Origin of the sequence: Morganella sp. TYF_1 (assembly GCF_043105645.1) — a bacterium.
In the GTDB taxonomy this organism is placed as follows: Bacteria; Pseudomonadota; Gammaproteobacteria; order Enterobacterales; family Enterobacteriaceae; genus Morganella; species Morganella morganii_B.
Window position 1 is genome coordinate 159,912 of sequence record NZ_JBICLU010000026.1, and the last position, 18,027, is coordinate 177,938.

Annotated in this window: 21 protein-coding genes; 12 read left to right on the forward strand and 9 right to left on the reverse strand. The window is 50.0% G+C overall.

What is annotated here, in order from left to right:
- Nucleotides 1–25 precede the first annotated feature (25 nt).
- From ACF8OF_RS14030 to ACF8OF_RS14040, 3 genes are read right to left on the reverse strand one after another with little or no spacing between them, the layout of a single operon-like run.
- Nucleotides 26–997 carry an ABC transporter substrate-binding protein gene (locus tag ACF8OF_RS14030; protein ID WP_392496991.1) on the reverse strand — a complete coding sequence of 324 codons (972 nt, stop codon included), beginning with the start codon at nt 995–997 and terminating at the stop codon, nt 26–28.
- A 13-nt stretch (nt 998–1,010) separates the two neighbouring features.
- The gene (locus ACF8OF_RS14035) at nt 1,011–1,751 is read right to left on the reverse strand and encodes an ABC transporter ATP-binding protein (RefSeq protein ID WP_392496992.1); all 741 of its coding nucleotides are present in this window, start codon (nt 1,749–1,751) and stop codon (nt 1,011–1,013) included.
- Nucleotides 1,752–1,753: 2 nt separating this feature from the next.
- The gene (locus ACF8OF_RS14040; RefSeq protein ID WP_392496993.1) at nt 1,754–2,839 is read right to left on the reverse strand and encodes a FecCD family ABC transporter permease; all 1,086 of its coding nucleotides are present in this window, start codon (nt 2,837–2,839) and stop codon (nt 1,754–1,756) included.
- Nucleotides 2,840–3,259: 420 nt separating this feature from the next.
- Between ACF8OF_RS14040 and ACF8OF_RS14045 the strand changes: the two genes are divergently transcribed.
- The 3 genes from ACF8OF_RS14045 to ACF8OF_RS14055 all read left to right on the forward strand — a co-directional run bounded on the left by ACF8OF_RS14045 (nt 3,260) and on the right by ACF8OF_RS14055 (nt 5,665).
- Nucleotides 3,260–3,967, forward strand: a complete 708-nt coding sequence (locus tag ACF8OF_RS14045; protein WP_392496994.1) for a GNAT family N-acetyltransferase — start codon at nt 3,260–3,262, stop codon at nt 3,965–3,967.
- Nucleotides 3,964–4,386 (forward strand): MerR family transcriptional regulator, encoded by a 423-nt coding sequence (locus tag ACF8OF_RS14050; RefSeq protein WP_262860565.1) that lies wholly within the window; start codon nt 3,964–3,966, stop codon nt 4,384–4,386. Before ACF8OF_RS14045 ends, ACF8OF_RS14050 begins: the two co-directional genes overlap by 4 nt.
- Nucleotides 4,387–4,477: 91 nt before the next feature.
- Nucleotides 4,478–5,665 carry an MFS transporter gene (locus ACF8OF_RS14055; protein WP_392496995.1) on the forward strand — a complete coding sequence of 396 codons (1,188 nt, stop codon included), beginning with the start codon at nt 4,478–4,480 and terminating at the stop codon, nt 5,663–5,665.
- A 42-nt stretch (nt 5,666–5,707) separates the two neighbouring features.
- Here ACF8OF_RS14055 and ACF8OF_RS14060 read toward each other — a convergent pair whose 3' ends face one another.
- Both ACF8OF_RS14060 and ACF8OF_RS14065 read right to left on the reverse strand, forming a co-directional pair.
- A complete protein-coding gene (locus ACF8OF_RS14060; RefSeq protein WP_392496996.1) occupies nt 5,708–7,015 on the reverse strand; it encodes a hypothetical protein in 1,308 nt (435 codons plus the stop codon).
- Nucleotides 7,015–8,277 (reverse strand): hypothetical protein, encoded by a 1,263-nt coding sequence (locus ACF8OF_RS14065; protein ID WP_392496997.1) that lies wholly within the window; start codon nt 8,275–8,277, stop codon nt 7,015–7,017. Before ACF8OF_RS14065 ends, ACF8OF_RS14060 begins: the two co-directional genes overlap by 1 nt.
- Nucleotides 8,278–8,441: 164 nt before the next feature.
- On the opposite strand from ACF8OF_RS14065, the gene ACF8OF_RS14070 reads away from it, so the two are divergent.
- Together ACF8OF_RS14070 and ACF8OF_RS14075 are read left to right on the forward strand one after the other, a co-directional pair.
- On the forward strand, nt 8,442–8,690 hold the full coding sequence (locus tag ACF8OF_RS14070; RefSeq protein ID WP_279797914.1) for a hypothetical protein: 249 nt from the start codon (nt 8,442–8,444) through the stop codon (nt 8,688–8,690).
- The gene (locus ACF8OF_RS14075; protein WP_392496998.1) at nt 8,690–9,460 is read left to right on the forward strand and encodes a class I SAM-dependent methyltransferase; all 771 of its coding nucleotides are present in this window, start codon (nt 8,690–8,692) and stop codon (nt 9,458–9,460) included. Before ACF8OF_RS14070 ends, ACF8OF_RS14075 begins: the two co-directional genes overlap by 1 nt.
- Here the strand turns inward: ACF8OF_RS14075 and ACF8OF_RS14080 are convergent.
- Nucleotides 9,442–9,996, reverse strand: a complete 555-nt coding sequence (locus ACF8OF_RS14080) for a dihydrofolate reductase family protein (RefSeq protein WP_392496999.1) — start codon at nt 9,994–9,996, stop codon at nt 9,442–9,444. The two genes, ACF8OF_RS14075 and ACF8OF_RS14080, sit on opposite strands and share 19 nt — an antisense overlap.
- Nucleotides 9,997–10,157: 161 nt before the next feature.
- Here ACF8OF_RS14080 and ACF8OF_RS14085 point away from each other — a divergent pair, with 161 nt between their 5' ends.
- The 3 genes from ACF8OF_RS14085 to ACF8OF_RS14095 are packed head-to-tail and all read left to right on the forward strand — an operon-like array spanning nt 10,158 to nt 12,118.
- A complete protein-coding gene (locus ACF8OF_RS14085) occupies nt 10,158–11,045 on the forward strand; it encodes an NmrA family NAD(P)-binding protein (RefSeq protein ID WP_392497000.1) in 888 nt (295 codons plus the stop codon).
- Nucleotides 11,046–11,057: 12 nt separating this feature from the next.
- Nucleotides 11,058–11,636, forward strand: a complete 579-nt coding sequence (locus ACF8OF_RS14090; protein ID WP_392497001.1) for a TetR/AcrR family transcriptional regulator — start codon at nt 11,058–11,060, stop codon at nt 11,634–11,636.
- Nucleotides 11,633–12,118, forward strand: a complete 486-nt coding sequence (locus ACF8OF_RS14095; protein WP_392497002.1) for a GNAT family N-acetyltransferase — start codon at nt 11,633–11,635, stop codon at nt 12,116–12,118. The genes ACF8OF_RS14090 and ACF8OF_RS14095 overlap by 4 nt, the downstream gene beginning before the upstream one ends.
- 1 nt (nt 12,119) lies before the next feature.
- Here ACF8OF_RS14095 and ACF8OF_RS14100 read toward each other — a convergent pair whose 3' ends face one another.
- Entirely contained in the window at nt 12,120–12,710 is a 591-nt protein-coding gene (locus ACF8OF_RS14100; RefSeq protein ID WP_392497003.1) for a TetR/AcrR family transcriptional regulator, read from the reverse strand.
- Nucleotides 12,711–12,796: 86 nt separating this feature from the next.
- On the opposite strand from ACF8OF_RS14100, the gene ACF8OF_RS14105 reads away from it, so the two are divergent.
- From ACF8OF_RS14105 to ACF8OF_RS14115, 3 genes are read left to right on the forward strand one after another with little or no spacing between them, the layout of a single operon-like run.
- On the forward strand, nt 12,797–13,459 hold the full coding sequence (locus ACF8OF_RS14105; protein ID WP_392497004.1) for a GNAT family N-acetyltransferase: 663 nt from the start codon (nt 12,797–12,799) through the stop codon (nt 13,457–13,459).
- Nucleotides 13,460–13,508: 49 nt separating this feature from the next.
- Entirely contained in the window at nt 13,509–13,676 is a 168-nt protein-coding gene (locus ACF8OF_RS14110; RefSeq protein ID WP_392497005.1) for an agmatine deiminase family protein, read from the forward strand.
- Nucleotides 13,663–14,121 (forward strand): GNAT family N-acetyltransferase, encoded by a 459-nt coding sequence (locus ACF8OF_RS14115; protein WP_279797905.1) that lies wholly within the window; start codon nt 13,663–13,665, stop codon nt 14,119–14,121. Before ACF8OF_RS14110 ends, ACF8OF_RS14115 begins: the two co-directional genes overlap by 14 nt.
- Here the strand turns inward: ACF8OF_RS14115 and ACF8OF_RS14120 are convergent.
- Complete coding sequence (locus tag ACF8OF_RS14120; protein ID WP_262861961.1) at nt 14,118–14,849, reverse strand: virulence protein; 732 nt, start codon at nt 14,847–14,849, stop codon at nt 14,118–14,120. The two genes, ACF8OF_RS14115 and ACF8OF_RS14120, sit on opposite strands and share 4 nt — an antisense overlap.
- A gap of 368 nt (nt 14,850–15,217) precedes the next feature.
- On the opposite strand from ACF8OF_RS14120, the gene ACF8OF_RS14125 reads away from it, so the two are divergent.
- Nucleotides 15,218–16,951, forward strand: coding sequence for an ABC-F family ATP-binding cassette domain-containing protein (locus ACF8OF_RS14125; RefSeq protein ID WP_392497006.1), 1,734 nt, complete (start codon nt 15,218–15,220; stop codon nt 16,949–16,951).
- A 52-nt stretch (nt 16,952–17,003) separates the two neighbouring features.
- Here ACF8OF_RS14125 and ACF8OF_RS14130 read toward each other — a convergent pair whose 3' ends face one another.
- Complete coding sequence (locus ACF8OF_RS14130; protein WP_392497007.1) at nt 17,004–18,017, reverse strand: hypothetical protein; 1,014 nt, start codon at nt 18,015–18,017, stop codon at nt 17,004–17,006.
- Between the last annotated feature and the right edge of the window lie 10 nt (nt 18,018–18,027).

Here is an 18,027-nt window from a genome sequence, read left to right on the forward strand (position 1 = left end):
AACCCGGTGCGGAACTCAGTAAACATTACGGCTTTTCGTGAATTTCTTTTGCCAGTACCGGTAAAATATCAATTGAACGTGGTCCGGGCACCAGTTCAGATAGATTGACTTTAATATAATTTCTGTTTTTCACCGCTTTTACGCCCTGCATTTCCGGCATGGCTTCAATAAACGCGACTTTCTGATCATAATCATCATCATTACGGAAGCCTTTATAAACAGGAATAATGATCACTTCCGGATCAGACATAATCACATCTTCCCAGTTGCCGACTGCCCAGGTTTTTCCGGTATTTTTGCCGGCAAAAATATTCTTAACGGAAATCAGTTTCAGCATCTCTGAGGTATAACCATCAAAGAAGGTATAGGGTTTGCCGTCCTGAGAATCAAAAATAAAGGCGGTTTTTTCCGGATACGCCTGAATCTGGCTGATAACGGTATTCAGTTTTTCTTTTTCTGCCGCCACGTATTTTTCAGCCGTCTCTTGCACACCGAAGATCTCACCAAATTTCAGCATGTCGTTAAAATAGGTATTCACATCGGCTTTTGGTGATGTCATGGATTCCGGCACATAAACGGCAACCCCTTCCGGCACAATTTTATTGGCTTCCAGTGCCAGTTTCGAGAATGAGTTTGCCCAGCCGGTGGCGAAATCGGGTTTGACGGACATAAAGACTTCATAAGACGGCCATTTTTCTGCCAGCACAGGAATTTTGTCATACTCTGCTTTCACCGGCGGATAAATCGGCTCTTCCAGAAAGGCAGTACCGACCATACGGTCCCCCAAATTCAGCGCCAGCAGCATTTCGGTGGTGATCTGACTGAGAGAAACAATACGCTGCGGGGATGTTTCCGGTTTAAAGTGATATTCATTGCCATCCAGCTTTGCACTGAATTCAACCGGGACATAAGCCTGTTCTGTTTTATTTTCCGCAGTGGCTGTTACGGAAAATAATGCGGAGATAACCAGAGTACTCAATAATAATTTTTTCATCATTCCCTCATCCGGATTATAAAAATATAGCGACACGGTCTTCGACCGGTAATACCGTAAATTCCACACCAAATACATCAAACAGACACTCCCGGGTTAATACGTCCGCCGGTGTACCCTGCGCATATATTTGTCCGTCATGCATCAGGATCAGATGCTGACAGTATTTTGCGGATAAATTAATATCGTGAATGGTCATAATCACCGTGGATTCTGATGCCGCCAGCGCTTTCATGACTTCCACTTTATAGCGGATATCCAGGTGGTTGGTCGGCTCATCCAGGATCATAATATCGGTTTCCTGGGAAAAGCATTTCGCCAGCATCACCCGTTGTTTTTCACCACCGGACAGTGCGTGATACGCTTTATTTTTCATTTTTTGCAAACCAAATAACGCCATGTAATTATCTGCAATCACAAAATCCCGGTCGCTGTAATCCACGTAATGTTTTTTATACGGCATCCGCCCCATCACCACGATCTCTTCAATGGTCAGTTTGCCTTCCACCTGGTCATTAAACTGCGTCAGTACCGAGATATTGCGGGCGAGTGATTTGACGGAGAACTGAGCCACATCCGTATTATCAACGAAAACGGTGCCCCGTGTTTTGATATCCCGGTAAATATGCCGTAATAAGGTTGTTTTACCGGAGCCGTTAGGCCCGACAATACCGATCACTCTTTTGCCGGAAAATGACAGATTAATGTCTTTCAGTATGCCGTTATAATTCAGGTCAGTAATATCAACAGTACTCATTGTTACCGGCTCCTGTTCGCTTTAATAATGATATAAACAAACAATGGTGCGCCTATCAGTGAGGTCAGAATACCAACCGGAATCTCCTCCGGTTTAAACCAGCTGCGGGAAATCGTATCAATAATCACCAGAAATGCACCGCCGACCAGGCAGGAATAGAGCGATAACTTAAAATGTTTCACGGAAATGGTATTACGGACAATATGCGGAATAATAAGTCCGATAAACGCAATCACACCAACGTTGGCCACAATAATAGACACCACAAAGGATGATAACATAATCACCGCCAGCTTAATGGCACCGACATTCACACCTAATTGTGCAGACGCATCCGCACCTAACAATAACGTATCAAGTACATTGCTGAATAACAGACAAAAAATTAATATTGCAATTAATGCCACCAGCGGCAGCGGGATATAAGACCATTTAATACCGGAGAAACTGCCCAGCATCCAGAACATCGCGCTTTTAACCTGACTTTCATTCTTGGACAGATAAATTATGGCGGTGGTGATAGCAGAAAACAGACTGGAAATACCGATACCAATCAGCACCAGATTGGTCATATTACTCTTTTTGAAATTAAATAAGACAATAATAGCGGTGGATATCAACCCGCCGGCAAATGCCCCGATATACACATTATAAGGCGACATAAAGGCAAATAATCCGAGTACAATGGCTGATACAGCCCCGGCGCTGGCACCGGAGGAAACCCCGAGAATATACGGGTCAGCCAGTTCATTGCGGGTTATCGTCTGCATCAGAATCCCCACCAGCGACAGAGATGCACCGGTAATCGCCACAAGGATAATCCGGGGCAGACGGATATTATAAATGATGGTTTCATACGGCAGCAGGTCATCACCGTTGATGCCCCCGGTAATAATTTTGATTACCGTATCCAGCTTCTGATGAAATTCCATATTGACACTGCCGTAAAACAACGAAAAAAACATGGCAGCAAGTAATACAGACAAGCAGATAAAAAATTGTGAAAAATGCCGGCCGTTCAGTTTCTTTTTACGCCGCACGGGTGCTTCTCTTACTGCTTCACTCATCACTGTTAACCTGTATTTCATCAGAACCGGGACTGTTAACAGATTGACGGAAATATTACATTATGATAACGAAATACCGCCATAATTTGCCTGTCAGCCTCTGTTTTCACTATTTTTCTGATTATAACGGAGAACACGGTGTGGTTATGTACTCCCCCAGAGTATATTCCGGAAAATAATCAGCAAATATCCATATTTAATGATCTGTATCTGATTAGCACAGAATAAAACGCCGGAATATTCCCGGTGTTTTATTTATCTGAATAGCACGACTTTGCCGCATCAACATTATTCTGCCGGATAACTTAAAATACATAAATGGTATTCATCTGTCCGCGTACAGCTGAAGTGGTTCTCTGAAATTTTAAAAAACCGGCTCTTTTCTCATCCCGTTCCGCATATTACAGTACAGAAAAGCAAAAAAGCGCGGAGAGAGAACAAATGAGTCAGATAAATGCATTCGGACAAACTGTCGGTGATATCGTTCCGGACTGGACTGCCCGCCCTTACCCTGCCCGTATCAGCGCGGAAGGTCGTCACTGCCGGATCGATCCGCTGAGCCCGGCCCATGCGGATGACCTGTACCGGGCATTTTCACTCGCCCCTGACGGGCGTTTCTGGACCTGGCTGCCGGATGAGCCCCCGGCTGATCTGAATGAATACCGCGCCCGCACCGAAAAAAATGCACAATCGTCGGATCCGCTGTTTTTCACGATTACGGATAAACACACCGGCAAAGCCGTTGGTCTGTTTTCCCTGATGCGGACCGATGAGAAAAACGGCGTCACCGAAGTCGGTCACGTGCATTTTTCCCCGTTGCTCAGCGGTACGGTGATGTCAACAGAAGCCCACTGGCTGCTGATGAAATATGTATTTGATACCCTCGGTTACCGCCGCTATGAATGGAAGTGTGACAGCCTCAATACACCGTCCCGCAATGCGGCACTGCGTCTGGGTTTTCAGTATGAAGGCTGCTTCCGTCAGGCGCGGGTGGTCAAAGGCCGCACCCGTGACACCGAATGGTTCTCCATTATTGACCATGAATGGCCGGTAGTTAACCGCGCCCTGCAACAGTGGCTGTCAGCGGATAATTTCACTCCGGACGGCAAACAGATCTGCGCCCTGGCATCTCTGCGTGATGCCGTATGAAAATGATTGATATCGGCCGTGTCGCAGAGCTGAGCGGCCTGACAACCGCCACTATCCGCTATTATGAAAGCAAAGGTCTGATCACGCCTGCCGGGCGCAAGGGCCTGACCCGTATTTATGATGAAGAGGTGCTGACCCGGCTGTCCCTGATCATTCTCGCCAAACAGGGGCATTTTTCACTGGATGAAATCGCGGTAATGCTCAGCGAACTGCCGTCGAAAGGAATTGAACGGACGGCAATTCAGGCAAAAATCACCGAAATTGACCAGAAAATCCGCGAGCTGCAAAATCTGAAACAAGGATTGCTGCATATTGAGCAATGCCCGGCAGAAAACCATCTGGCGTGCCCGAAGTTCCGCAAAATCCTGAGTGTCAGTCTGAAAAAAAACAGAAGCAAAGCGGTGAAAAATCCCGCTTGACTTAAAGTTAACTTGAAGTTGTATCATCCGGCATACTGATTTCCGCCTGATGTCATTATTCACTTTTTCTGTTGAATAATAAGGAATTATTATGCCGCGTTCTGTTTACTGGCTTTCCGCCGCCTTAGCCTTATTTACCACCGGGAATGCCCTGGTACTTTCCGTTGCCGTCCTTATCGGGTCACAACTGGCGGAGGATCCGGCACATGCCACGATCCCGCTGCTGGCACAATATATCGGCCTGATTTCCGCCTCGGTACCGATGGCTCACTTTATGATGCGCTTCGGTCGCCGCGCCGGGTTTATTCTCGGTAATATCGGCGGGCTGACCGGTGCATTACTGGCAATCGCCGGTATTTATACACACAACATGCTGCTGTTCTCTGCGGGAACGTTCTTTACCGGTATTGCCATCGGTACCGCCCAGCAATACCGCTTTGCCGCACTGGAGGAAGCCCCTGCCGCGCTGCGGGCAAAAGCTATCGGTGTGGTGATGAGCGGCGGGATTATCGCCGTGCTGATCGGGCCGTCACTGGCGATGTCCACCCGGACACTGGTGGCGGCTTATCCGTTTCTCGGTACTTTCGGGGCACTGACAGCTCTCTATCTGATGGCTTTTGTGCTGCTGACATTCTTACCGCTGAAAGCACAGCTTCCCGCTCAGGTCAGTGATACTGCGGCAAACCGGCCATACCGGCAGTTATATTCCCAACCGTTGCTTATTCTGATCGCCGTAGTCAGTGCCGCCGGATATGCGCTGGTGGTATATATGGTCGGCGCATTCCCGCTGGCGATGAAAGCGCAGGGATTTGAATTCCCGGCAATCGCCTTTGTATTTCAGTGTCATATCCTGGGAATGTTTGCCCCCTCTTTCTTTACCGGGCAGTTAATCAGCCGGGTCGGGGTAAAATGCTTTGTCTGGCTGGGGGTGATTTGCCTGTTAATCAGCAATGCAGTCAGCCTGACCGGCAGCAGTTACGCGCATTTTCTCATTGCGATGACCTCGCTGGGGCTGGCATGGAATTTTATTCTGATCAGCACCACACACCTGCTCCCGCGCACTTATACCGGTAATGAGCGGGCAAAAATCCAGGGTGCAACTGACTTTTTGATCTTCAGTTTCGGAGCACTCGGCAGCCTGCTGGCCGGGTTCGCCTTCTATTATGCGGGCTGGTATTCCGTGAATGTCGCCGGGCTGGCAACCGGCATTGTGATTCTGGTGGTGATGTTTTTACTGCGCCACAGTATGAATGCATCCCCGGCAGAAAATACCGTCTGATAGCAGATCCGCCGCTGTTATAAAAAACAGCGGCGGATAGTCTTACTTCACCGGTGAGGTTTCATACTCCAGACCGTCACGGTTTCCTTTCGGACGATTGCTGTAGCCACTGCCGGAGAAATAAAACAGGCGGTTATGCCATTTATCAAATAACACGGTTTCCCCGTATGCTTTCGTGAGTGCCGCTGCGGTATTCCAGTTCTGCCCGCCATCATCAGATACCCGGGCGTCTGAATGTAACTCAGCTATCAGTAAATCAGTGCCGGCATACAAACCGGAAATATAACTGCCGCCGGTTTCCAGTACCGGTGAATAATCGCCGTTACAGTTCAGATGATTCACACTCTGACGCCTGCGCGCTTTTTCTGTCAGTGTGAAATAAAATTCACCGCCGGTTGTACTGTCCAGTACCCCTATCTCCCCCGGGATAAGCAGATCAGACTCCGTTTTCAGTGTCCGGGTATTAAAGCAGACCAGGGCAACATTTTCCGGGTCGTTTCTTTCATCCGCCATCCATGCCGTGACCTGTCCGTTACCGTTATAGTGCCAGTAAATGCTTTTCAGGCTGACATACCGGTGCCCGTAACGATCAGTGGTTCTTTTTTTGCGGTGATCCATACTGAATAACAAACGCCAGTTTTGTCCGTAATCACGCGTCTGATACAGTGTGTTGTTCTGAACCATCAGTCCGCTGCCCGGTGCGGTAACGGCGATAATCTTTGCATCACCCGCGACTTCCGGCATCTGCCACTGCGATAACCAGCGCCAGTTCTGACCACCGTCCCCGGAATAGAAAACATACTTTTTATACGATCCGTAATCCTGAAACAGGATCAGGCACTGACCCTGCTTATCACAGGCCTGGCTTTCGGCCTGCCCCATAAACATGGCGCTGACGCGTAAATCCCCGTCCTGCTCCGTCATTATGTAGGTTACCGGCACCAGTGGCCTGCTGCCGTAGACTTCACTGCGTCTCAGTTCATAGGTCTGTTTTTCCAGATAATCGCTGATCACGTTTTTATCCGGAGAAATCGTCAGATTCAGTAGTGGTATATCCGTATCCTTTGCCGGGTCAAAACCCACATTTTTACTGTGGCGGCACGTGCGGGTTTCCCGGTCGCAGCTCTCCAAATCGACCCGTATGGCATCTCTGACACCGGTTATCATCACCCCGTTCTGAAAAGCGCTGATGACCAGTGAGGATAATTTTACGGTTTGTTTTTCCGGCTGATAACTGCGGGTGCGTTTTCTGTCCGGTGCGGAAAAAAACGAATCTGAAAACGTCAGCATCAGTGACGTTATGAATATCACAGCCAGCAGGGTAATCCGGGTGCGTCCGTCGGCAAACATCAGTTAATTTCCTGTACAACAGTATTTTTGCCGTTCCGGATCCTGAGTTGTATCAGCATCTGCCTGACAAAGACAAAACGGGCTGCACCTGCTGATTTTTTCCTCACCAGCAGCGTCACCATTTCCACCAGCAGCAGTATGCCGCTGATCACCATAAGAAACATCAGTGCCATACCGCCCAGCGATTTTGCCGCATGCAGCCAGTCCCATTTATCCGGCATGCCCTTTATACTCCACAAATCATGGCATATAAAAATCATCACCATCAGCATCATCACCAGAAAAATGCCGGTGAACACTTTATACATCATTTTCACTTGCTGCGAGGATACCGCCATACCGTCCGGCTTCAGGTAAGCACTGTGATCCCGTTCATTGTAGAGACCGGTAATCACGCCTTTCTGCTGATTGACGATCAGGTTTACAGCGTCCTCCCCGGCAATGAAAAACGGATGGCTGCGAAAAAACAGCGGATTGATGTCCTCTGTCATTGAGCTGTAGTAATTACGCAGTGTAAAAGGGATACCATTACACAAAAAATAATACTCAATATAATCACGCCGTGATTTACCACTGCCGGTAAAATCACGGACAGAGCGGAGGTCGGTAACCGATCCCTGCACACCGGTCAGTGTCAGTTTTTCCGCATAACGGTAGTCTTCAGGACGGACTGAATCCAGTTCATTGAAACGTCCGTCATCCCCTTGCCGCCGGTGCCGCGTGCCTTCCTCTGTACCGGGCAGCAGATATTCAGCCTGAGAACAAATAGCGGTGTTCCCCGCTTTCACCTGTGCCAGCCCGTTCAGAAGATGCTTCATGGTTCTGCTGTTCGCCACCAGCAATGCCTGAACTGACGATGCCAGCATCCACAATCCGCCGCCGAAGACAAGCATCAGCACCAGTCCGGCAATCACATTCGTCAGTTGCGTGAAGAACAGCCAGGAAGAAAAAATAACCATTACCAGGGCAAGCGCCAGTTTTTTCAGGTTACGCACATTACCGGTTCCGGTTACCGGTTCCAGATCGCCGCGTTCCGGCGATACCAGCCAGTGCAGCCAGTAACTGCCGTCAGCCAGCGGACGGGCACCGATAAAGACCCGGTCACCGTCGCGGAGTTTTTTCAGCACCGTTTTGTCACTGAACTGAGAGACAAATGTATAAAACACCTTATCACCCGCCAGTATCCGGCGGTAATTATGTTCCGGTTTCGCGTTGTTATCCTGCCGGATAAAAGGCAGATCAAAAAAACAGACTTTTTTCATAAACAGACAATACACCCGGTAATAACAGAAAAATTAACCTGAGTTTATCTTTTTCACGTATGCCAGGGAACCTTACCGGTCTCGCTTCATCAGAACAGCATCGTTTTTAAGGTATTTCTCAGTGTTTCAGGTTAGTGTCGGAGTGAAACCGCTAAGGAGAAACGATGTCTGAATTCCGTCATGCAAAAAATAATGTTTATGATGATCCTGTTTTCTTTGAAAACTATCGCCTTCTGCGTCAGAACGATACCGGTCTGAATGGTATTCTGGAAGTACCTGCGCTGCGCGCGTTACTTCCCTGTCTGAAGCATAAACAGGTGCTTGACCTTGGCAGTGGCTTCGGCGATTTTGCCCGTTATGCGCCGTTTTTATTGCTCAGCGCCCGCAGACCCGGCGCGAGGACAGATAATTAATGACCACACAATATGATGACCCGCTTTACCGTGACCCTGAGCTGGCGCAGTTTTATGATATGGATAATGAATGGCGGGCCGATTTTGATATGTATCTCACCCGGGCGGTCACTTCCGGACGGATTTTGGATCTGGGCTGCGGTACCGGCACGCTGATGGTCGCTATTGCGGAAAAATACCCGGATAAAATTCTGACCGGAGCAGACCCGGCCGCTGCCATGCTGGCTATCGCACAGGAAAAAACCAGCCGCGTCAGCTGGGTGCAGGCATCCGCAGAAACCCTTGATACCGAAATGACTTATGATCTGATTATCTTATCCGGTCATGCATTCCAGGTTTTTCTGTCCCGTGAACAGCGTATTGCCGCTTTGCAGAATATACAGCGCCATTTAAGCCCGGACGGCATTGTGCTGTTTGACAGCCGCAATCCGGCTGCTGAGGAGTGGCGGGAATGGACGCCGGAACGGAGCCGGGAAGTGCAGCGCAGTGATAAATTCGGTGACGTGATATCCTGGAATGATGTATCAGAGCACAACGGTGTTGTCCGTTATCAGACCTTTTATCAGATCGGGGAAAATGGCCGGACTTACCGCGCTGAATCAGATATTGCGTTCCCTTCCGCTGCGGAAATCACGGAAGCTGTGACATTCAGCGGGCTGATGGTTCGTCATATTTACGGCGACCACCAGTCCGGCCCGTTCAGGCCGGATTCACGGGAAATGGTATTTGAACTGAGTCACCCGCAGTGCAATCAGGCGTGTGCGGCCTGATCCCGCTGACGGTACCAGGTATTTTTCACCATATAGTCAAAATACCGTTCTGTACTGATGTGAACAAACTGCAGCGGTGACGGCAGCGAGCCAAATAGCGGCGTGCCGCCACCCAGCAATACCGGTACCGTGGTGATCACCATTTCGTCAATCAGATCGGCGGCCAGGCACTGCTGTGCTGCCGTTCCGCCGTCAATATACAGGTTGTGATACCCGGCGCGGTGAATATCCGCCAGCACAGCACCAATCTCCCCCTGCACCGGATATACTGCGTTACCCGCCAGTTTTTCCGGTAATTCCGTCATTGTGCGGGACAGCACAAAAACCGGTTTGTGATACGGCCACTCCCCGTCAAACGCACAGACCGTCTCAAAGGTTTTCCGCCCCATCACCACAGCATCAATCCGCTGCATAAAAGCAGCAAATCCCATATCGTCCTGCTCCGGGTTTGGCACGGCAAAGAGCCAATCCAGTTTGTCCTGTGCATCGGCAATATAGCCGTCCAGGCTGGTGGCAATATAAATACTATGACGCATAGCTGATTCCTTAATGACGGATTAACAGGTGAGTGCATTATTGTGCTTTATACTAATTCTACACTGTAGAATATGTTTACACAGCTTAGCGGGCTGATATGGTTTACGTCAACCGGCAAAGACAAAACATGATTAAAAAATCATTAAAAGCAGGCAAAAATATGATCGGACAAACAAGCGCAGAAAAACCAACGGTACTGATCACCGGAGCAACCGGTCAGGTGGGAACACTGTTAATACAGTGTCTGCGCGAACGCGGAAATATGAATATTATTCTGGCTGCCCGTGACCCGCAAAAGCTTGCCGACAGCGGCCTGCCGGTGCGTTATTTCGATTATGATGATCCGGCATCACTGTTACCGGCGCTGCACGGTGTCGATACGGTTTTTATGATGACCGGCTATACCCTCGCCATGCTGGTACAGAGCAAAGTCTTTATTGATGAGGCGCGTAAATCCGGTGTCCGCCATATTGTTCATCTCGGCGCCTGCGGCGACGATAATACCCGTGTCGCGCACTGGGCGTGGCATCAGCTGATTGAACGCTATATTGAGTGGGCAGGATTTGATTACACACATCTGCGCCCGGAATCCTATATGCAGAATCTGCTCGGCTATCAGGGAGATAATCAGCATCCGGCGGGAGTACTGCGTGATTATTTCGGTGATGCCACACTGAGTTGGGTGTCCTGTGGGGATGTCACGGAAGTCGCAGCAGCTTGTTTATCTTCTCCCGCAGAACACCGTAACCGGGTGTACCGACTGGGCTATGATGCGAAAAATTATCACGAAATTGCAGCGATCATCCGCGAAATCACCGGTATTGATTACCGGTATGAGGCATTATCACCGGAGGTATTCCGTGAGTTTGCGCAAAAACAGGGGATGGATCCGGCGTATATGAAAAGTATTTATGATCATTATATCGCCTTCAGTGAATTCCGGATCCCGGGTGCGGGAACCACTTTTGATAATTTCACGGCAATCACCGGAAAAAAACCGATGTCCGTGACCGATTTTATCCGCAAATACCGCCACCATTTCCGCTGACAGAGACAACCTATGACATCATCCCGACTACCGCCCTGCGGACGCCCCGCCCACCGGGGCAGCAAACTGACAGCGGAAAATATTCTGTCCGAAGCCGGAAAACTGTTACAGGAACAGGGAAAAGTACCGTCGATCCGTGCGCTTGCTGCACAATTGCAGGTTGATCCGATGGCGATTTATTATTACTTCCGCAATAAACAGGCATTGCTGGAAGCCCTCGCCACTGCCCTGGTGGATGAAATTTATCAGCCGTTGGCGCAGGCTCCGGTACAGCAGGAACTTCAGCGGCTGGCAGAAAGTTATTTGCATCTGCTCTATATTTACAGTGATCTGCTGGATATTCTGTTATCACTGAACAGTGACGGCCCGTCCGGCTGTTTTCGTCAGCGCTATCTGCGCATTATTGCCCCCTGCGGGCTGAGTGAAACACGACAGACAGCTATTTTACATCTGCTCGCAGATGCCCTGCACGGCCATGCAGTGGCGATCCGCCGGACAGATTACACCTTTGAACAGAGCCGGGCGCTGTTTCAACCGGTACTGGCATTAATTGCTGAACTTATTGAACACCCCGGAGCATCATTATCATGAATATCCGCCTTGTGACCGACCTGTCCGGTGATTTACCGCTGCTGGAAAGCATTGCTCAGGTTTTACATCAGGAATGGCAGGAACTGCCGCAATGGCAGACACCGGAAATTATCCTGGCGCGTCTGATAAAACGGATGAACGGTGATAACGGCGAAATGCTGTTTGTCGCCACCGATAAAAACGGCGCACTGTCGGGAACAGCCAGTCTTATCTGGCGGGAACTGAAAACCTGCCGCATGGCAAATGCGGACTGGTGGGCGGGAGAAATTTACACGCTGCCCGCTGCCCGCGGACAAGGTCTCGGCAGCGCACTGACACAGACGGTCTTTGCCGCCGCCGAAGAGCGATGCCTGGCAGCACTGAATCTCTACACGCCGGATAAACAGGCTATGTATGCACGGATGGGCTGGCAGGCTGTGTATGACGATGTGATCAATGACGAGCTGGTCACGGTGATGCAACGGACTGTCAGCGAAGCGTAATTCAGGGCTTCAGTGCCTTTCTCAGTAACACACACAGCCCGCTGAGAAATGCTTCGCGGCTGAATTCCGGCTCCATCAGTTCACGCCCCAGCGTCCCGTCCGCCATGACCAGCAGCCAGGATGCGGTTTGTGACGCATTCAGTTGCGGATCAATCTCTCCGGTGGTGATCCCGCGTTTGAGCACATCACAGAATTTTGCGTGCAACCGCTGCTCATTCGCAATAAATGCCGTATTCAGCGCCGGATTACGGCTCGCCTCCGTGATAATTTCCAGACTGAGGCGGGTATAGCCCGGTTCGCTATATAACATAATCAGCGCGGTTATCATTTTTTCAATGATATCCGCCGCACACCCCGGCTCATCACCCATACTCAGAATCGCCTTGTGATCATCCTCGTCCAGTTCCGCAATCGCTTCAATGATGGCGTATTTAGTCGGATAGTAATGAAACAGATTCCCGGGGCTCATCGCGGCGGCTTTACAAATCTCTGCCGTCGAGGTGGAATGAAAACCTTTTTCGATAAAACAATGCATTGCAGCGTCAAGGATCTGACGGCGTTTACGCTGCTGCTTTTCCGTTAATTTTTCCATAAGGAAGTCTCCCCGGAAAACCGGATAATAGAAATTAGACTGATTACTCTATCTATTATAATACCACATTTTCTGTATTGATGATTATGACAAACATAATAAAAAACAGTACCTCTGCTGCTGATAACGGCAATTTGATCACTGAACACCTGGATGAAGCCGGGCTTGAATCCGCCACGCGCCTGTTTTATCAGGCATTTTCATCCAAATTCAAAACAATCCGCAACATGCCGGACGCACAGCGTCAGGCCGTGCTGGCGATGTTCTGGCAACGCGGGCTCAGTGATCCGTACGACCGCCACTTTCAGGTAAAACGTAACGGTAAACTGGTTGCCGTGTACGGCCTGACTTACGGGGTAAAACGCCCGCCACAGAATGCCCCGGCACCGGTTTCTTCTCTGGCGATCCTGTGCAAAGCGGGTTTTATCCCTTTCCTGAAAATCCGCCGGATTTTTCAGATGTTTGTCCATATTCCGGCAGCGGACACGGCTTATCTGTCCTATCTGTGTGTGGATGAATCACTGCGTGGCACCGGGATCGGCAATCAGATTCTCGATGAGATCACCGCACAATTACGGGCGGACCCGGCCATTAACCGGTTATCACTGTATGTTTCTGACTTAAATACAAAAGCCAGAGAGTTGTATCTGCGCCGTGGTTTTCAGGACGTGAAATACGAAACCTCGCACACCACAAAACGCTATATGGATATTTACGGCTGGTATTACATGGCGTTACCTGTGATGTAATAATTTACCACACACCGCCACCTGAATGGCGTTCGGCGCGGACACGGACATGGGCCGTCAGCGGACAGAGCAAATGTTATCGCACTATTTCGGGCTGAAAACCATTATCCGGCTGAATGGTATCCGTAATCATGATATTACTGATGCACATATTGATTTTTTATGCACGGTGCATAATTCCTTTAATACAGACGGACGGACACATGACACAAATTAACTGGCAGACAGCCGCCCTGCGCGATCTCCCCCCGCAGACACTCTACCGCCTGCTGGCGCTGCGCAGTGCGGTATTTGTGGTTGAACAGACCTGCTGTTATCTCGACCCGGACGGCGCCGATCTCACTGCACTGCACGTTTGGGCGGAACAGGACGGTGAAATTATGGCCTGCTGCCGTATTCTGCCGCCGGAAAACAGCACGGCACCGGCAGCTATCGGCCGGGTGGTGATCAATCCGCAATTCCGCGGAAAAAAACTGGGCTATCCGCTGATGGATGCCGCCGTTCAGGCGGTATACCGGCATTTCGGGACACGGCAAATTAATATCAGTGCCCAGGCGCACCTTACCGCGTTCTATAAAAAATGCGGCTTTACCGTCTGTTCTGAGGTTTATGATGAAGACGGTATTCCGCATTGTGATATGTTCCGCCCCGCTGCCGATTAATCCCGATCTGTCATCAGCCGGTAAAATGCGGATTCCGCTAACCGCTGATGGTCCGCCTCACAGCCCTCCCGCCCGCTGATAATTTCATTACGGTAGCTGGTAAATTGCCAGTGTGGCGGACGGATATCTGATAAAGGGTATTCTCCCGGCACAATTCCCCCCTCTGTCAGACGGTATTCAAGCCCGGTGATAAACCTGCGGATTTCACTGAGCAGCTCTGCGCTATAAGGATGTTCACCCGCAACAGGACGAACATATAACGTTATCTGGGCTCCGCGTTTGACTCTGCTGTCAGGCTCTGCCTGTGAAATATCCGTTATTTTCCATTTGTCACAGGGATTATTATCTGAAAACAGCGCTCCTGACAGCATAGTAACCGCTTGTGTAATCTGTGATTCATGCACACTCAAATGAAATTTATCACCTTCAAACCCACCAGCGCAGTGAGGTTTCTCTCTGCGGGCGCGGATGAATACATCACCACAATCATTAGATAAATGAAATCCGTTATGTCGGGAGGAATAACCACATTGTTGAAGCATCGGATAATCCGGCGCATTCTCTGCCTCTTTTATAAATGAAACCGGCATCTGTTTCATCTGTATCAATAAGGCATCAATATGCTGTTTCAAATAATTATCTGTCGGCAAGTGTGTTTTTTTATCATCTTTCTCCGGCTGGTTAAGCAGTGAAAAATCCAGTTTTAATCCGGTTCGCTTTAATGGCATGGTATCGTCCCTGTTATACAAAAGACGTTTTTATCATGATGCCACAGAGAAAAACGCCAAAAAATGACCTTTTACTCCGGAAGATTAAGGCAAATTAATCTCCGCCGTTGTCTGTTATTCGCGGGAAATGGTATGATATCCCCATCCATCAATTCAAAAAATAAATAAGGAGGCTAATTATGGTGTTAAGTTATGTGATTGAATTCTCACATTTCTTTGGTAATCGTCAGAACTCAGGCTTTTCTGTTAACGCTGTGCGTTAATCCTGCCTGAGTGAAGCTTTACTTAATTTAACATCCTTCCTCAGCTTACAGGGTTATCGCGTTTTATGACCCATGGCATTGTTATGCCTGAAATTTGAGTAAGCTATGAGCACATTATTATCAACCCGTAATCTGTCATTCCATCCCGGCCACGCGCCACTGTTAACCGATATTTCTGTCGCCCTGAATCAGGGAGAAAAGATAGGCCTGATCGGGCATAACGGCTGCGGAAAAAGTACCCTGATGAAACTGTTGTCCGGTCAGCTGACGCCGGATGAGGGAACAATTACCCCGGCAAACCGCGTCGTTATGGCGTATATCGAGCAGCATCTGCCGGAATCCCTGAATACCCTGTCACTGGCGGATGCCGTGCTGGAGAAATTACCGGCGGAACAGCATCTGTCCGAAATGTGGCGGGCAGAAATGCTGCTGACAGAGATGGGGTTTGACCCGGTACAATGGCAATTGCCGGTCACCGCCCTGAGCGGCGGTCAGCATACCCGGCTGTTACTGGCGCGGGCGCTGATCAGCCAGCCGGATTTATTATTGCTGGATGAACCGAGCAACCATCTGGATCTGCCGACCATTTTGTGGCTCGAGCAATTCCTGAAAAACTGGCGCGGCAGCTTTATCCTGGTGTCTCACGATAACGCCCTGCTGGATCACGTCACCAACTGCACCTGGGTGCTGCGGGACGGTAACGTTTCGGTGTTCCGTCTGCCCTGCACACAGGCACGGGAAGTGCTGGCGCAACAGGATGAAAGTGATGAGCACCGCCACAATGCGCAGCAGAAAGAGATCGACCGTATTGCAGTAAGTGCCAAACGGCTGGCGATATGGGGAAAAGTGTATGATAACGAAGCCCTTTCCCGCAAAGCCAAACAGATGGAAAAACAGATAGACCGGTTGCAGGATGACCAGGTTGAGCTGGCGATCGGCAGTCAGTGGCAACTGAAACTGACCGGGGATGCCCTGCGGGCAGACCGGCTGTGTGCCTTTAATCAGTTATCTGTCGTTCCGGCAGAAAATTGTCCGCCGCTGTATGTGACAGACAATGTATCGGTGAAATCCGGTGACCGCATTGCGGTGATGGGCGCAAACGGCACCGGGAAATCCTCACTGCTGCGGATGATCTGGTCGCAGTCTCAGAAACCGGAAGTCACACTGCCGGACAGCCCGCTGGTACTGCATCCCCGTGTACATTTGGGGTATTACGATCAGAAACTGGCGCAACTGCATGACAGTGATTCGCTGATGGATGCACTGAAGCCATTCGCGTCACTGATTGATGAGCAACGGAAAATGGCACTGATCAGCGCCGGTTTCCCGTATCTGCGTCATCAGCAGACGGTGTCTGCGCTGAGCGGCGGAGAACGGGCACGGTTGTTGTTTGTCGGACTGAGTCTGGCCAATTATTCCCTGCTGATGCTGGATGAGCCGACCAACCACCTGGATATGGACGGAAAACGGGCGCTGGCAGAGGAAATCAGCCGGTTTGAAGGTGGTCTGATTCTGGTCAGTCACGACCGGGAACTGATCGAAAAAAGCTGTAACCGCTTCTGGTATATCGATGGTAACCGGCTGACGGAATACCACGATTTGGATCAGGTCTATGATGCTATCCGCGCCCTGAATACCGATTCCGTCAACAGCACATTACCGGCAGATCCTGAGCCGTCAGTCCCTGTCTGTGATGAAGAAGATTCACTGGCGGCGCTGATTTCACTGGAGGAAAAACTGGCGGCAGATTTACAGCGTAAACCTGCACATCAGAAACCGGCTCTGCAACAGCAGTGGCGCGAACAGATTGTGCAACTACGGGATGAACTGGGGCTGTAATACATCACAATAAACTCAGGCCGTTACGTTTTTTGTAACGGCCTTTTTTGATTTATTTTTTCAGCCCGCCCGCGTCCAGCCACCCTTCTGTAACCTTGCCGGTGACCGGATGAATATAACGGCCATGAACAAATCCCTGATATGGCTGAGGGCGATCCACCCAGATCACATCATCTTTCACCACAAAATCCGCAACGTCTGTAATACATCCCTTATCAGGCGCATCAAAAAAACGCAGGCGATTTTGTGTCACGCTGTATTTATATGAGGAAGGCTTACTGTTTTTCAGGCCAGCCTGATACTGTTTATCCGCGTTTTCGGTTGCTGCATCGCACAGAACATCCTGTGAGGCCAGCCGGTTAACATTAATCCAGCCTTGTGCATTGCCGTACGCCACCAGCAGCCAGCCCTCTTTTTCCCCTTTCACCGGTTCGGTGGCCCGTAATCCGACCACCTGAAGCACATCCCCCGGCACCACAAAGGCATTATCATTGCGGCACTGTTCTGCCGGTGCTGCATAAAAATAAGCCCGCCCTTTGCCGGTGACCCGCCACGCCGGCGACATGGCAATAAAGGGTTCTAACCGGATCGTACTGAGGATCTGCTGACACGTTTTCTCTTTTTTCAGGCAGGATTGCAGCCGCTCACCCTGTACCGCACTGAACGTCAGCGGGACGGGATGCTCCACATCCGCCCCTGTCGCCGTCAGGGTATTGTCTTTGATATTGTACGTCACCCAGCCCAATTGCCCGGCACCCGGTGACGCCGGCGAAGGCATTTGCCCTGTATCAGAGAGCTGAATGGCCAGCTCATTAATATCCCGGTTTTCAACATAAATCCCCAGCCTGTCGGCAGTGACCTTTTCCGCACGGACAAGCGAGTGATTACTGCCCGCAATCAGCTTTATCAGTTCCCGGTCACAGTCAAACAGCGGGCCGGAAGCTGCTGCCGCAACGGTTCCGTCATCGTCTGCGGTGACTTCAGCCGTTGCAGGTGCAGCAGCGGCGATCACCGGCAGGGCGGCAAAAAATAAACTGTTCCGTAATGCTGTTATGCGAAAACGCATCCGTATTCCT

Excerpts from the sequence above, each read along its gene's own strand:
- ACF8OF_RS14030 (WP_392496991.1), bottom strand. The coding sequence starts at position 997 with ATGATGAAAAAATTATTATTGAGTACTCTGGTTATCTCCGCATTATTT.
- ACF8OF_RS14035 (WP_392496992.1), bottom strand. The coding sequence starts at position 1,751 with ATGAGTACTGTTGATATTACTGACCTGAATTATAACGGCATACTGAAA.
- ACF8OF_RS14040 (WP_392496993.1), bottom strand. The coding sequence starts at position 2,839 with ATGAAATACAGGTTAACAGTGATGAGTGAAGCAGTAAGAGAAGCACCC.
- ACF8OF_RS14045 (WP_392496994.1), top strand. The coding sequence starts at position 3,260 with ATGAGTCAGATAAATGCATTCGGACAAACTGTCGGTGATATCGTTCCG.
- ACF8OF_RS14050 (WP_262860565.1), top strand. The coding sequence starts at position 3,964 with ATGAAAATGATTGATATCGGCCGTGTCGCAGAGCTGAGCGGCCTGACA.
- ACF8OF_RS14055 (WP_392496995.1), top strand. The coding sequence starts at position 4,478 with ATGCCGCGTTCTGTTTACTGGCTTTCCGCCGCCTTAGCCTTATTTACC.
- ACF8OF_RS14060 (WP_392496996.1), bottom strand. The coding sequence starts at position 7,015 with ATGTTTGCCGACGGACGCACCCGGATTACCCTGCTGGCTGTGATATTC.
- ACF8OF_RS14065 (WP_392496997.1), bottom strand. The coding sequence starts at position 8,277 with ATGAAAAAAGTCTGTTTTTTTGATCTGCCTTTTATCCGGCAGGATAAC.
- ACF8OF_RS14070 (WP_279797914.1), top strand. The coding sequence starts at position 8,442 with ATGTCTGAATTCCGTCATGCAAAAAATAATGTTTATGATGATCCTGTT.
- ACF8OF_RS14075 (WP_392496998.1), top strand. The coding sequence starts at position 8,690 with ATGACCACACAATATGATGACCCGCTTTACCGTGACCCTGAGCTGGCG.
- ACF8OF_RS14080 (WP_392496999.1), bottom strand. The coding sequence starts at position 9,996 with ATGCGTCATAGTATTTATATTGCCACCAGCCTGGACGGCTATATTGCC.
- ACF8OF_RS14085 (WP_392497000.1), top strand. The coding sequence starts at position 10,158 with ATGATCGGACAAACAAGCGCAGAAAAACCAACGGTACTGATCACCGGA.
- ACF8OF_RS14090 (WP_392497001.1), top strand. The coding sequence starts at position 11,058 with ATGACATCATCCCGACTACCGCCCTGCGGACGCCCCGCCCACCGGGGC.
- ACF8OF_RS14095 (WP_392497002.1), top strand. The coding sequence starts at position 11,633 with ATGAATATCCGCCTTGTGACCGACCTGTCCGGTGATTTACCGCTGCTG.
- ACF8OF_RS14100 (WP_392497003.1), bottom strand. The coding sequence starts at position 12,710 with ATGGAAAAATTAACGGAAAAGCAGCAGCGTAAACGCCGTCAGATCCTT.
- ACF8OF_RS14105 (WP_392497004.1), top strand. The coding sequence starts at position 12,797 with ATGACAAACATAATAAAAAACAGTACCTCTGCTGCTGATAACGGCAAT.
- ACF8OF_RS14110 (WP_392497005.1), top strand. The coding sequence starts at position 13,509 with ATGGGCCGTCAGCGGACAGAGCAAATGTTATCGCACTATTTCGGGCTG.
- ACF8OF_RS14115 (WP_279797905.1), top strand. The coding sequence starts at position 13,663 with ATGACACAAATTAACTGGCAGACAGCCGCCCTGCGCGATCTCCCCCCG.
- ACF8OF_RS14120 (WP_262861961.1), bottom strand. The coding sequence starts at position 14,849 with ATGCCATTAAAGCGAACCGGATTAAAACTGGATTTTTCACTGCTTAAC.
- ACF8OF_RS14125 (WP_392497006.1), top strand. The coding sequence starts at position 15,218 with ATGAGCACATTATTATCAACCCGTAATCTGTCATTCCATCCCGGCCAC.
- ACF8OF_RS14130 (WP_392497007.1), bottom strand. The coding sequence starts at position 18,017 with ATGCGTTTTCGCATAACAGCATTACGGAACAGTTTATTTTTTGCCGCC.